The following is a 13,825-nucleotide window of genomic DNA, read 5'->3' on the forward strand; positions in this document are numbered from 1 at the left end:
AGGCAAGAAGATGGATATCCGCGCCGCAGAAATCTCGAAGGTCATCAAGGACCAGATCGCCAATTTCGGCACCGAAGCGCAGGTTTCGGAAATCGGCCAGGTGCTGTCCGTCGGCGACGGCATCGCGCGCATCCACGGGCTGGACAATGTCCAGGCCGGTGAGATGGTCGAATTCGCCAATGGCGTGCAGGGCATGGCGCTCAACCTCGAGGCCGACAATGTCGGCGTCGTGATCTTCGGCTCGGACGCCGAGATCAAGGAAGGCGACACCGTCAAGCGCACCGGCACGATCGTGGACGTCCCCGTCGGCAAGGGCCTGCTCGGCCGCGTCGTCGACGGCCTGGGCAACCCGATCGATGGCAAGGGCCCGATCGAATATACCGAGCGTCGTCGCGTCGAAGTGAAGGCGCCGGGCATCATCCCGCGCAAGTCGGTGCACGAGCCGGTGCAGACCGGCCTCAAGGCGATCGACGCCCTGGTGCCGATCGGCCGTGGCCAGCGCGAGCTGATCATCGGCGATCGCCAGACCGGCAAGACCGCCGTCGCGATCGACACCTTCATCAACCAGAAGGGCCCGAACAGCTCGGGCGACGAAGGCAAGAAGCTCTACTGCATCTACGTCGCCGTCGGCCAGAAGCGCTCGACCGTCGCGCAGATCGTCCGCCAGCTCGAAGAGAATGGCGCGATGGAGTATTCGATCGTCGTCGCCGCCACCGCGTCGGAGCCCGCTCCGCTGCAGTTCCTCGCGCCGTACACCGGCTGCGCGATGGGCGAGTTCTTCCGCGACAACGGCATGCACGCCGTGATCGTGTATGACGATCTTTCGAAGCAGGCCGTCGCCTATCGTCAGATGTCGCTGCTGCTCCGCCGTCCGCCGGGCCGTGAAGCCTATCCGGGCGACGTGTTCTATCTCCACAGCCGCCTGCTTGAGCGCGCCGCGAAGATGAACGACGCCAACGGCAACGGCTCGCTGACCGCGCTGCCGATCATCGAGACCCAGGCGGGCGACGTGTCGGCCTATATTCCGACCAACGTGATCTCGATCACCGACGGCCAGATTTTCCTCGAGACGAACCTGTTCTACCAGGGCATCCGTCCGGCGATTAACGTGGGTCTCTCGGTGTCGCGCGTGGGTTCGTCGGCGCAGACCAAGGCGATGAAGAAGGTGTCGGGCTCGATCAAGCTCGAGCTGGCCCAGTATCGCGAAATGGCCGCGTTCGCGCAGTTCGGTTCGGACCTCGATGCCTCGACCCAGAAGCTGCTGAACCGCGGTGCGCGCCTGACCGAGCTGCTCAAGCAGCCGCAGTTCAGCCCGCTGTCGTTCGAAGAGCAGACCATCTCGATCTTCGCCGGCACCAACGGCTACCTCGACAATGTCGCGGTCAAGGACGTGGTCCGCTTCGAAGCCGCGATGCTCGCGCACTTCCGTTCGCAGCATGCCGAGGTGCTCGCCGAGATCCGCGACACCAAGGCTTTCGAGAACGGTACGCGAGACAAGGTGAAGGGCGTGCTCGACGCCTTCACCAAGACCTTCGCCTAAGGGACTGCCGCCGGATGGCCAACCTCAAGGAACTCAAGGGCCGGATCGCCTCGGTCAAGTCGACCCAGAAGATCACCAAGGCCAAGCAGATGGTCGCGGCGGCGAAGCTGCGGAAGGCGCAAGCCGCCGCAGAAGCCGCGCGTCCCTATGCCCAGCGCCTTGAGGGCGTGGTCGCCAGCCTCGCCAGCAAGGTGGGGGCCAGCGACAATGCGCCGCGTCTCCTCGCCAGCACCGGCAAGGCGGACACGCAGCTGCTCATCATCGCCAATGGCGACAAGGGCCTGTCGGGCGCGTTCAACGCGAACATCGTCAAGGCGGCGATTCTCAAGGGTCGCACGCTAATCGCCGAGGGCAAGACGGTGAAGTTCTACCTCGTCGGCCGCAAGGGCCGCGCGGTGATCGCCCGTACCTTCCCCGGCATGATCGTCGGCCAGTTCGACACCACTGCGGTGCGGACGCCGGGCTATGACGAGGCGCGCGCGATCGCCAAGGACGTGACCGACCGCTTCTTCGCGGGCGAGTTCGACGTGGCGACCCTGTTCTACTCGCACTTCCGCTCGGCGCTGGCCCAGGTGCCGACCGAGCAGCAGCTGATCCCGGTCTCGGTGCCGGAATCGGCGGTGCCGGCCACGGGTGCCGCGGTCGAATATGAGCCGGACGAAGAGACGATCCTCGCCGATCTGCTGCCGCGCAACCTGACGGTGCAGATCTTCAAGGCGCTGCTGGAGAACCAGGCCAGCGAGCAGGGCGCGTCGATGACCGCGATGGACAACGCCACGCGCAACGCCGGCGACCTGATCAATCGTCTGACGATCCAGTATAACCGTTCCCGCCAGGCCGCGATCACGACCGAGCTGGTGGAAATCATTTCGGGCGCCGAAGCGCTCTAAAAGCTGCACGAAGCAAGGAAAGCAACAATGGCAACCGCCGCTGTAGACACGACCCCGACCACGGGCACCAACAATGTCGGCCGCATCAGCCAGGTGATCGGCGCGGTCGTCGACGTGACGTTCGAGAACAACCTGCCGGCGATCCTTTCGGCGCTGGAGACCCAGAACAACGGCAACCGCCTGGTTCTCGAAGTCGCGCAGCATCTGGGCGAGAACACCGTCCGCACGATCGCGATGGACGCCACCGAGGGTCTGACCCGCGGCCAGACCGTGACCGACACCGGCAGCCAGATCCGCGTTCCGGTCGGCCCGGCGACGCTCGGCCGCATTCTGAACGTCGTCGGCGAGCCGATCGACGAGCGTGGTCCGGTGGGCACCGATCTGCGTGCGCCGATCCACGCCAAGGCGCCCGAGTTCATCGAGCAGTCGACCGACAGCGCGATTCTCGTCACCGGCATCAAGGTGATCGACCTGCTCGCGCCGTACGCGAAGGGCGGCAAGATCGGCCTGTTCGGCGGCGCCGGCGTGGGCAAGACCGTGCTCATCCAGGAGCTGATCAACAACATCGCGAAGGGCCATGGCGGCACCTCGGTGTTCGCAGGCGTGGGCGAGCGTACCCGTGAGGGCAACGATCTCTATCACGAGTTCCTCGACGCCGGCGTTATCGCCAAGGACGCCGACGGCAACGCCATCACCGAGGGCTCGAAGGTCGCGCTCGTTTATGGTCAGATGAACGAGCCGCCGGGCGCCCGTGCCCGCGTCGCGCTGTCGGGCCTGACGATCGCTGAGTACTTCCGCGACGTCGAAGGCCAGGACGTGCTGTTCTTCGTCGACAACATCTTCCGCTTCACCCAGGCGGGCGCGGAAGTGTCGGCACTGCTCGGCCGTATTCCGTCGGCCGTGGGCTATCAGCCGACCCTGTCGACCGACATGGGCGCGCTGCAGGAGCGCATCACCTCGACCACCAAGGGTTCGATCACCTCGGTGCAGGCCGTGTACGTGCCCGCCGACGATCTTACCGATCCGGCACCGGCAACCTCGTTCGCCCACTTGGACGCGACGACCGTGCTCAACCGCGCCATCTCCGAGCTGGGCATCTACCCGGCCGTGGATCCGCTCGACTCGACCAGCCGCGTGCTCGAGCCGCGCGTTGTCGGCCAGGAGCATTACGAGACGGCACGTGCGGTGCAGGCCATCCTGCAGAAGTACAAGTCGCTGCAGGACATCATCGCGATCCTGGGCATGGACGAGCTTTCCGAAGAGGATAAGCTGACCGTCGCCCGCGCCCGCAAGATCCAGCGCTTCCTCAGCCAGCCGTTCCACGTCGCCGAGGTGTTCACCGGCATCCCCGGCGCCTTCGTGCAGTTGGAAGACACGGTGCGCTCGTTCAAGGCGGTGGTCGATGGTGAGTATGACCATCTGCCGGAATCGGCCTTCTACATGGTCGGCGGCATCGACGACGCGATCGCCAAGGCCAAGAAGCTCGCCGACGAGGCGTAATCAAGGACTAGCCCCTCCCCTTCAGGGGAGGGGTTGGGGTGGGGCGCGAGCGCAAGCGAGCGTCCATAACCCCAGCGAATACCGACGCAGGGGGCGGTGTCCCCCACCCCAACCCCTCCCCTAAAGGAGAGGGGCTTAGGATAGAGAAGATGCTGCACTTCGAACTCGTCACTCCGGAACGTCTCGTCCGCTCGGAAGAGGTCCATATGGTCGTCGTCCCCGGCAGCGAGGGCGATTTCGGCGTGCTCGAAGGCCATGCGCCGATCATGTCGACCATTCGCGACGGCAATATCGAGCTGTACAAGGCGGGCTCCACCACGCCCGAACTTATCCGCGTCGAGGGTGGCTTCGCCGAGGTCAACGAGCGCGGCCTGACCGTGCTGGCCGAACGCGCCGAGTGATGTAGGCGGCCGGGGAAGTCCGGCCACCGCAACGCAGACCATCGTCATCCCCGCGAAGGCGGGGATCCATTCGCGCCAAAGCGGCGGCTCCTGCCGGGACCGCACAGGCCAATGGATCCCTGCCTTCGCGGGGATGACGCGTTTGGGGCATGACTGCATCATGCAGCGCACCCGACGCCCGGCCGAGACGTCTCCCACGCCACTGCCCCGCCGCCCCGCATAGTTAGCCAAATCGCAAGGCTTCTCCTTTAGTCCCCCTGTCTTCCTGGAGGACTGACATTCGATGAGCGCGTTCGGGCGTCGTGGCGGCATTGGAAACGGGACCGGAGGACGACCGGCCTTTGGCGTGGCACGACCGATGCAGGGTGGCAGCGTTCAGCGTGCCGAACCGCTGCCGCTGGGCGGCGAACAATTCCCGCCGCTCGATTCGGTCCCCCTGCCCGGCGAGCACTTCGCCGATCCGATGCTCGAGCGCGACCCTCTGGGCCCAAGCGCGGCCAGCGCCGACGCGATGCAGCGCCTTGCCGATCGCCAGGCCGCCCCCGCCGACCAGGGAAGCTCGCGCAACGAAGGCTTCGAGGCCTCGATCCACCGCATCAAGGAACAGGTGCTGCCGCGCCTGCTCGAGCGTGTCGACCCCGAGGCCGCGGCAACATTGAGCAAGGACGAGCTTGCCGAGGAATTCCGTCCGATCATCGGCGAGGTGCTTGCCGAGCTGAAGCTCACGCTCAACCGCCGCGAGCAGTTCGCGCTGGAAAAGGTGCTGGTCGACGAGCTGCTCGGGCTGGGTCCGCTCGAGGAATTGCTGGCGGATGCCGCGATCAGCGACATCATGGTCAACGGCCCCGAGCAGACCTATGTCGAACGCAAGGGCAAGCTCGAGCTCGCCAACATCAATTTCCGCGACGAGGAGCATCTGTTCCAGATCGCCCAGCGGATTTGCAACTCGGTCGGCCGCCGCGTCGACCAGACCACCCCGCTCGCCGACGCCCGCCTCAAGGACGGCAGCCGCGTCAACGTCATCGTGCCGCCGCTCAGCTTGCGCGGCACCGCCATCTCGATCCGTAAATTCTCCGCCAAGCCGATCACGCTGGACATGATGGCCAAGGGCGGATCGATGTCCGAGAAGATGGCGACCGCGCTCAAGATCGCGGGGGCGAGCCGGTTCAACATCGTCATTTCGGGCGGCACCGGCTCGGGCAAGACGACGATGCTCAACGCGATCTCGAAGATGATCGACCCAGGCGAGCGCGTGCTGACGATCGAGGACGCCGCCGAGCTCCGCCTGCAGCAGCCGCATTGGCTGCCGCTGGAAACGCGGCCGGCCAATCTGGAAGGCCAGGGCGAAATCTCGATCCGCGATCTCGTCAAGAACGCGCTGCGCATGCGCCCCGATCGCATCATCCTCGGCGAAATCCGCGGCGCCGAGTGTTTCGACATGCTCGCCGCGATGAACACCGGTCACGACGGATCGATGTGCACCCTCCACTCGAACAGCCCGCGCGAGGCGCTGGCGCGGATGGAGAACATGGTGATGATGTCGGACATCAAGGTGCCCAAGGAAGCGATCAGCCGCCAGATCGCCGATTCGGTGGACCTGATCATCCAAGTGAAGCGCCTCCGCGACGGCAGCCGCCGGGTGACCAACGTCACCGAGGTGATCGGGATGGAGGGCCCGGTGATCGTCACCCAGGAGCTGTTCAAGTTCGAATATCTCGACGAGAGCACCGACGGGAAGATCATCGGCGAATATCGCTCGATGGGCCTGCGCCCCTACACGCTCGACAAGGCCAAGCAGTTCGGCTTCGACCAGGCGCTGCTGGAGGCGTGCCTCTGAAATCCATCAGATCCTCCCCCGGAGGGGGAGGGGGAGCGCCGCCGGAGGCGGTGGTGGAGGGGTGTACCCGCCAAGGGTGCGCGCCGCGATACCAGCGCTGACACCCCCTCCGACGCGCTGCGCGCGCCACCTCCCCTTTCAGGGGAGGATCTTCAAAGCCTCACCCCGCGTGCAGCGCCACGCTCACCAGCACCAGCGCGGCGAACAGCCCGGCCATCTGGATCGCCATCCACGGCACCCAGCCGACCTGCTCCAGGTTACGCCGCTTGCGCCGGCGATGCTCGGCCAACCCCGCAAGGATCGCGATCAGCAGCGCAACCCCCGCAGCGATCCAGAATTGTAGTTGCATCGTCACCTTGTTGCGTCACAGTCGCGCACCGATAGCAGGGAGCCATCGTTTATGCGCCATCGTCTTATCGCCGTCGCCGCCGTCACCACCCTTGCCGCCGTCGCCAGCGTTGCTGCGCAGCAACCGGCGTCGCTGCGCCATGCGATCGAGAGCGCGGTCGCGGCATCCGGCCGCACCCCCGCCAATACCGCGCGCGACAAATATCGCCACCCCGCCGACACGCTCGCCTTTTTCGGCGTGAAGCCCGGCGACACGGTGGTGGAGATCTGGCCGAGCGGCGGCTGGTATACCGAGATCCTGGCGCCGCTCACCAAGGGCAAGGGCACGCTCTATGCCGCGGTACCGAGCGGCAATGCCAGGGGCATCGAGGCGCTCAAGGCGAAGGATGCCGCGCTCTACGGTCCGATCCGCGTCGTCGCCTTCCCCGCCGCCGCGGGCCAGGCCAAGGTGCCGGACGGCACGGCGGACGTGGTGCTCACCTTCCGCAACGTCCATAACTGGCGGATGGGCGGCCAGGACGGGAAGGACTATGCGCCCGAGGCGTTCAAGCAGATGTACGCGATGCTCAAAAAGGGCGGCACGCTCGGCATCGAGGACCATCGCCTGCCCGAAAGCGCCAGCGACGACCGCGAGACCAAGAGCGGCTATCTCAAGGTCTCGACCGTCCGCCGGTTGGCGGAAGCGGCGGGCTTCAAGTTCGTCGGCGCGTCCGAGATCAACGCCAACAAGGCCGATACCGCCGACTGGCCGAACGGCGTGTGGACGCTGCCCCCCACCTATGCGCTCAAGGACCAGGACCGCGCCAAATATGCCGCGATCGGCGAGAGCGACCGCATGACGCTCAAGTTCCGCAAGCCGTAAGCACCACGAACATGGCGCCGGCCCCCGCTCCGACAGGGCAGGGTCCGGCGCGCACCGCCCGGAGCTTACTTCCCCAGTTTCTCGATCTTTTCCTGCAGCCGGGCAAGCTCCGCCTTGAGCGACGACACGTCGCCGTCGCCCGCGCTGCTCGCGTCGGAGGCCGCCGGTGTGGCTGCGGGTGCGGCATCCGGGGTGGGGTTCGCGGCACCGCCCGGCTGGAAGGCGCTGGCTGCGGCTTCGAACATCGCCATGTTGCGCTTGGCGATCTCGGCGAAGGGCGAGTTGGCGAAGGCACCCTCGACCGCCGACTTGAACTGTTCCTGGTTGCGGCGGAAGCTATCCATCGACGCCTCCAGATAGCCGGGGACCATCGCCTGCATCGAATCGCCGTACAGCGAGATCAGCTGGCGCAGGAAATTCACCGGCAGCATCGTCTGGCCGCGCGATTCCTCTTCCATGATGATCTGGGTGAGGACGTTGTGGGTGATGTCCTCTTCGGTCTTGGCGTCGACGACCTTGAAGTCGCGGCCTTCGCGCGTCATCGCTGCGAGATGCTCGAGCGTGATGTAGGACGAAGTCTCGGTGTTGTAGAGCCGGCGGTTCGCGTATTTCTTGATAATGACCGGACCGCTTCCAGGTGCAGCTTTCTTCATGGGGAACCCCGCGCGTGACAGATGTGCACCTAACTACAGTTTCTGACGCGCCGCAACACGGACCGCGCCCTTTGCCGCTTTTTCTTGCAATGCTGCGCAACGAAACGGCAGCATCGCCCGAAAAACGCGCTGCCGCGCTGGCCGGGCTCGCGGCCTATCAGCATGCGCCTCGCCCTGCCCCCCGCCCCGAAAAGCCGATCGCCGCACGCGCCGGACGCGCCATGCTGCGCGATTATGGCGGACATGGCTGGCCGGTGGTGTTCGTGCCTTCGCTGATCAACCCGCCGGTGGTGCTCGACCTCGCTCGCGGCAATTCGTTGCTGCGGTGGCTGTCGCGCCAGGGCGTACGGCCCTTGCTGGTCGACTGGGGGAGCCCCGCGCCCGAGGAAGCACAGCTCGACATTAACGGCCATGTCGAGCAATTGCTGCTGCCGTTGCTGCGCCAGCTGCAGCGCCCGCCGGTGCTCGCCGGCTATTGCCTGGGCGGCACGATGGCGATCGCCGCGGCGCAGGCGATCGAGACCGCCGGCCTCGTCACGATCGCAGCGCCCTGGCACTTCGCCGGGTATGGCGCGGCGCTGGAGCGGTTCGCGGCATTGTGGGATCAGGCCTATCCCACCTGCGAGCGGCTGGGCGTGGTGCCGATGGAAGTGCTGCAGGCGGGTTTCTGGCAGCTCGACCCCCGCCGGACGATCCTGAAGTACGAACGCTTCGGCCGCCTCCGCGCGCGCGGCCCCGAGGCGCGCGCCTTCGTGGTGCTGGAGGATTGGGCCAATGCCGGCGCGCCGCTGAGCTTCGGCGCCGGGCGCCAGCTGTTCGACGATTTCCTTTCGGCCGATCTGCCGGGCAGCGGTCGCTGGCAGGTGGCGGGCGTCACCGCGAAGCCGGAGACACTGGCCATCCCCGCGCTCTCCCTGATCTCCACCACCGATCGCATCGTCCCCGCTGCCAGCGCCGCGCGGCTGGGGGAGGTGCGCGAGATGGCGCTCGGGCATGTCGGCATGATCGTCGGCGGCCGCGCGCGCAAAGCGGTTTGGGAGCCGCTTGCCGACTGGTTAACTGCACTTTCCCGCACTAGATAGCGAGCAAACACATCCAGGAGACCAGCATGACCGACGTCGTGATCACTGCCGCCAAGCGCACCCCGGTGGGCAGCTTTCTCGGTGCCTTCGCCGCCACGCCTGCACATGAGCTCGGCCGTGTCGCGATCGAGGCCGCCCTCGCCCAAGCCGGCGTGAAGGGTGAGGAAGTCTCCGAGGTCATTCTCGGCCAGGTGCTCACCGCCGCGCAGGGGCAGAATCCGGCGCGTCAGGCATCGATGCACGCGGGCGTGCCCAAGGAAGTGCCGGCCTGGGGCGTGCAGCAGGTCTGCGGTTCGGGGCTGCGCGCGGTGGCGCTGGGCTTCCAGTCGATCCGCAACGGCGACGCCGACATCATCGTCGCGGGCGGCCAGGAATCGATGTCGATGAGCACGCACGCGCAGTCGCTGCGCCCGGGCACCAAGATGGGCGACCTGAGCCTGGTCGACACGATGATCAAGGATGGCCTGACCGACGTGTTCAACGGCTATCACATGGGCATCACCGCCGAGAATCTCGCCGAGCAATATCAGGTGACCCGCGGCGAGCAGGACGACTTCGCGGTGCGCTCGCAGAACCTCGCCGAGAAGGCGCGCGCCGATGGTCGCTTCAAGGACGAGATCGCGCCGGTGACGGTGAAGACCCGCAAGGGCGAGACGATCGTCGCCGACGACGAATATATCCGCGCCGGCGCGACGGTGGACAGCGTCGCCGGCCTGCGTCCCGCGTTCAAGAAGGACGGCACGGTCACCGCCGCCAACGCCTCGGGCCTCAACGACGGCGCCGCCGCGCTGGTGCTGATGAGCCGCGAGGAAGCCGAGAAGCGCGGCGCGCCGATCCTCGCCACCATCCGCAGCTGGGCGAGCACCGGCGTCGACCCGTCGGTGATGGGCATCGGCCCGGTCACGGCAAGCCGCAAGGCGCTGGAAAAGGCCGGCTGGACGATCAAGGACCTCGACCTGATCGAGGCGAACGAAGCCTTCGCCGCGCAGGCGCTGTCGGTCGGCAAGGAACTGGGCTGGGATGCCGACAAGGTGAACGTCAATGGCGGCGCGATCGCCATCGGCCACCCGATCGGCGCCTCGGGCGCGCGCATCCTGACCACGCTGGTGCACGAAATGGGCAAGCGCGACGCCAAGAAGGGCCTCGCGACGCTCTGCATCGGCGGCGGCATGGGCATCGCCATGTGCATCGAACGCGATTGATCGTTCGCAGTTGCGGCAGACTTAGGGAGCCGGGGTGCAAAACCCCGGCTCTTTTTGCATGCGCACACGATTTCATCAGCAATTGTATGAAATTAAATTGCGCCAATATGCGATATATCAGCAACATTTTGTAGCAAGCTGTTGCAGTGCTGCAACAGCGCGTCACAAAGATGTAAACTTCGTTACCAAACCTCTTGTAAGAATCGTGCGTTAGCGGATCAAAGCTTCGTCAGGCATCCCGCCTGTGAGGGGCAACTCATGACATTTTCCAAGCTACTGGGCGCAACCGCGCTGGTGAGCAGCGCGATGCTGATCCCGGCCATGGCGCTGGCGCAGACGACGCCGCAGGACGAAAGCGGCGCAGCAACCACCGGCGAAGACACGTCGATCGTCGTCACCGGTTCGCGCCTCCGCACGGCCAACCAGGATTCGCCGGTTCCGATCACCACCGTCACTGCCGAGCAGATCGCCAATAGCGGTCGTATCTCGGTGGGCGACGTGCTGAACACGATGCCGCAGCTGCGCACCACGGTGGGCTCGCAGAACTCCACCTCGGGCCTGGGTCGTCGCGGGCAGAACTTCCTCGACCTTCGCGGTCTCGGCATCTCGCGCACGCTGACGCTGATCAACGGCCGCCGCCAGGTCACCAGCGACATCATCAACAACGGCAACGCCGTCGACGTGAACTCGATTCCGCTCGACCTGATCGACCGTATCGACATCGTCACCGGCGGCAAGTCGGCGGTGTACGGGTCGGACGCGATCTCGGGCGTCGTCAACTTCATCCTCAAGGATCACTTCAACGGCCTGCAGCTCAACGCCCGCGCCGGCGTGAGCAAGTTCGGCGATGCAGGCAACCAGACCGTGTCGCTGCTCGCCGGCAAGAATTTCGCTGACGGCCGCGGAAACGTCGTCGTCTCAGCGGAATATTCGCACCAGTCGGATTATTACGCTTCGGACCGCCCGTCGCTGCGTCGCAATGACGCCTTCGTCGTGGTCGACACCGACACCGGCGCTTCTTCGGACGACGTGCCGGATCGCATCTTTTATCGCGATCTGCGCAGCACCACCATCTCGCTCGGCGGCCAGCTGGGCTTCCGCTACGGCAACAACAGCAGCCGTCCGTGCGGTACCGATGCCGTCGGCAACGCCTTCACCTGCGCCTATCTGTTCCAGCCCGGCGGCGCGCTGACCCCGCAGACCGGCTTGCGCGTCGGCCTCGGCCCGAACGGCAGCTTCGTCGGCGGCAACGGCTCGACCAGCCGCGAAGGCAAGCTGGTGGTGCTGTCGCCGAACGTGAAGCGCTATGCGTTCAACGCGCTTGGCCATTTCGAGATTTCGAGCGCGTTCGTGCCGTTCTTCGAGGCCAAATATGTGCGCACCGAAGCCTTCGGCTCGCAGAGCGGTCCGTTTTTCTCGCAGGGCCAGACGCTCAGCGACCAGATCACCGGCACGGGCCTCACGGACCTGTCCTATTTCACCAACGGTCGCGTGAACCGTGAGGGCATCCGCCTCGACAACCCGTATCTCAACGACGCCGCGCGTGGCACGATCTCGCAGCAGCTGCAGGCGGCGATTGCATCGGGCGTCAACCCGAACACCGGCGCGGCCATCACCGCCGCGCAGCAGGCTGCGTCGCTCGCGCAGGTTGCGGCGGGCACCTACCGCTTCTCGCTGCGTCGCAACTGGGTCGATCTCGGTACGCGCGACGAGAACATCAAGCGCGAGGTGTACCGCTTCGTCGGCGGCGTTCGCGGCGACATCGCCAGCAGCTGGCACTATGAAGTGTCGGCCGAATACAGCGAGCATCGCGAAACCAACGTGATCAGCGGCAATATCAATCGCCAGCGCTTCCTGCTCGCGAACGACACGACGCGCGACGCCAATGGCAACATCGTCTGCCGTTCGCAGATCAACCCGGCCTATGCCGGCACCGATCGCGGCGGCACGCCGTCGATCCTCGCGGCAGACGTCGCGGCCTGCGTGCCGCTCAATCCGTTCGGCGAAGGCTCGGTCAGCACCGCCGCGCGCAACTATCTGCTGATGAACACCACCGCCACCGGCAGCGCGACGCAATTCGTGGCCAACGGCTTCATCGCGGGCAACCTGTTCGAACTGCCGGGCGGCCCGGTCAGCGTCGCGGTGGGCGGCGAATATCGTCGCGAGACGCTGCGCTACGACCTCGATCCGCTGACCCAGGCTGGCTACGCGTTCTACAACGCGATTCCGACCTTCCGTTCGCCGGCATTCGAAGTGAAGGAAGCGTTCGGCGAGCTTTCGGTCCCGATCCTCAAGGACGTGCCGTTCTTCCAGGAACTGACCGCCAGCGGCTCGGGTCGCGTCGCGAACTATCGCGGTTCGACCGGCACGGTGTTCGCCTATAGCGGCGATGCGATCTGGCGCCCGGTGCGCGATTTCGGCTTTCGTGGCAGCTATTCGCGCGCGGTGCGTGCACCCTATGTGGGCGATCTCTACGCCGTCGCAGGGCAGAACTTCACCCCGGCACCGTCGGATCCCTGCTCGCTGCGCAACATCGGCACGGGTTCCGCCAATCGCAAGGCGAACTGTGCTGCCGCCGGCATCCCGACCACCTATGACTATGTCTACACCGCGTCGCTGCAGATCCTCAGCGGGGGCAACCCGAACCTGAAGGAAGAAAGCTCGCGTTCGTGGACGCTGGGCGGCATCTTCGAGCCGCACTGGGTGCCGGGCCTGTCGATCTCGGGCGACTATTACGACATCACGGTCAAGAACGTGATCACCTCGCCGTCGGTGCAGTCCGCACTGAACGCCTGCTACGACGCGCCGTCGCTGAGCAACCAGTTCTGCGGTCTCTTCCAGCGTGCGGGTGCCAATGGTGGTCCGAACGGCGAGCAGCCGTTCCGCATCATCGAGGGTTCGTATCAGGACGCGCCGCAGAACTATGCACGCTACAAGGCCCGCGGCCTCGATGCGAACGTCACCTACACGCACCGCTTCGACTGGGCGCTGGTGCGGGTGAAGGGCGAGTGGACCCATGTGATCCAGCGCGACAACTTCACCGATCCGTCGCGTCCGAACTTCAAGAACGTCATCACCGGCGAGCTGAACGATCCGCAGGACCGCTTCACCGTCGATACCGACCTGACGTTCGGCAAGTTCTCGATCGGCCATACGCTGCGCTATATCAGCGGCATGTACCTGAACACCTTCGAAGACTATAACAGCGTCAACGGCGAGCCGCCGCAGAACGTGGATTATGCGACGATCCGCATGTATCCGTCGGTCGTCTACAACGACGTCCGCTTCGGCCTCGAAGTGAACAAGAGCTTCAACTTCTACGGCGGCGTCAACAATGTCGCGAACAAGAATCCGCCCTACGGCCTGACGGGCGTGGGCACCGGTTCGGGCGTCTATGACAACCGTGGCCGCTTCTTCTACGTCGGCTTCCGCGCCAACTTCTGATCGCGGAAACCCGCTTATCGAGGCCGGAAGGAGCGATCCTTCCGGCCTTTTTTTTGGTCTGCCTGC

General features: G+C 65.6%; 11 protein-coding genes. 9 read left to right on the forward strand and 2 right to left on the reverse strand.

Annotation, left to right across the window (positions count from 1 at the left end):
• Window positions 1-10 precede the first annotated feature (10 nt).
• From atpA to RT655_RS09375, 5 genes are all read left to right on the forward strand, one after another.
• Window positions 11-1,540, forward strand: coding sequence for a F0F1 ATP synthase subunit alpha (gene atpA, locus RT655_RS09355; RefSeq protein ID WP_141988118.1), 1,530 nt, complete (start codon window positions 11-13; stop codon window positions 1,538-1,540).
• Between the two features lie 14 nt (window positions 1,541-1,554).
• The gene (locus tag RT655_RS09360) at window positions 1,555-2,430 is read left to right on the forward strand and encodes a F0F1 ATP synthase subunit gamma (protein ID WP_313536310.1); all 876 of its coding nucleotides are present in this window, start codon (window positions 1,555-1,557) and stop codon (window positions 2,428-2,430) included.
• 27 nt (window positions 2,431-2,457) lie between these two features.
• Window positions 2,458-3,930, forward strand: coding sequence for a F0F1 ATP synthase subunit beta (gene atpD, locus RT655_RS09365; RefSeq protein ID WP_313536311.1), 1,473 nt, complete (start codon window positions 2,458-2,460; stop codon window positions 3,928-3,930).
• 149 nt (window positions 3,931-4,079) lie between these two features.
• Window positions 4,080-4,331, forward strand: coding sequence for an ATP synthase F1 subunit epsilon (locus RT655_RS09370; RefSeq protein WP_064310377.1), 252 nt, complete (start codon window positions 4,080-4,082; stop codon window positions 4,329-4,331).
• A gap of 283 nt (window positions 4,332-4,614) precedes the next feature.
• Entirely contained in the window at window positions 4,615-6,168 is a 1,554-nt protein-coding gene (locus tag RT655_RS09375) for a CpaF family protein (protein ID WP_313536313.1), read from the forward strand.
• A 160-nt stretch (window positions 6,169-6,328) separates the two neighbouring features.
• Here the strand turns inward: RT655_RS09375 and RT655_RS09380 are convergent, their stop codons facing one another.
• Window positions 6,329-6,517, reverse strand: coding sequence for a hypothetical protein (locus RT655_RS09380; RefSeq protein WP_313536314.1), 189 nt, complete (start codon window positions 6,515-6,517; stop codon window positions 6,329-6,331).
• A gap of 51 nt (window positions 6,518-6,568) precedes the next feature.
• Here RT655_RS09380 and RT655_RS09385 point away from each other — a divergent pair, with 51 nt between their 5' ends.
• Window positions 6,569-7,378, forward strand: coding sequence for a methyltransferase (locus RT655_RS09385; protein ID WP_313536316.1), 810 nt, complete (start codon window positions 6,569-6,571; stop codon window positions 7,376-7,378).
• A gap of 65 nt (window positions 7,379-7,443) precedes the next feature.
• Here the strand turns inward: RT655_RS09385 and phaR are convergent, their stop codons facing one another.
• Complete coding sequence (gene phaR / locus RT655_RS09390; RefSeq protein WP_313536317.1) at window positions 7,444-8,031, reverse strand: polyhydroxyalkanoate synthesis repressor PhaR; 588 nt, start codon at window positions 8,029-8,031, stop codon at window positions 7,444-7,446.
• A gap of 89 nt (window positions 8,032-8,120) precedes the next feature.
• On the opposite strand from phaR, the gene RT655_RS09395 reads away from it, so the two are divergent.
• The 3 genes from RT655_RS09395 (at window position 8,121) to RT655_RS09405 (ending at window position 13,759) form a co-directional block, all read left to right on the forward strand.
• Window positions 8,121-9,113: an alpha/beta fold hydrolase gene (locus tag RT655_RS09395; protein WP_313536319.1), complete on the forward strand. Its 993-nt coding sequence runs from the start codon at window positions 8,121-8,123 to the stop codon at window positions 9,111-9,113.
• Window positions 9,114-9,139: 26 nt separating this feature from the next.
• Window positions 9,140-10,315, forward strand: a complete 1,176-nt coding sequence (locus RT655_RS09400) for an acetyl-CoA C-acetyltransferase (RefSeq protein ID WP_313536320.1) — start codon at window positions 9,140-9,142, stop codon at window positions 10,313-10,315.
• Between the two features lie 258 nt (window positions 10,316-10,573).
• Entirely contained in the window at window positions 10,574-13,759 is a 3,186-nt protein-coding gene (locus RT655_RS09405; RefSeq protein WP_313536321.1) for a TonB-dependent receptor domain-containing protein, read from the forward strand.
• Window positions 13,760-13,825 lie beyond the last annotated feature (66 nt).

Source organism: Sphingomonas sp., assembly GCF_032114135.1.
Taxonomy (GTDB): domain Bacteria; phylum Pseudomonadota; class Alphaproteobacteria; order Sphingomonadales; family Sphingomonadaceae; genus Sphingomonas.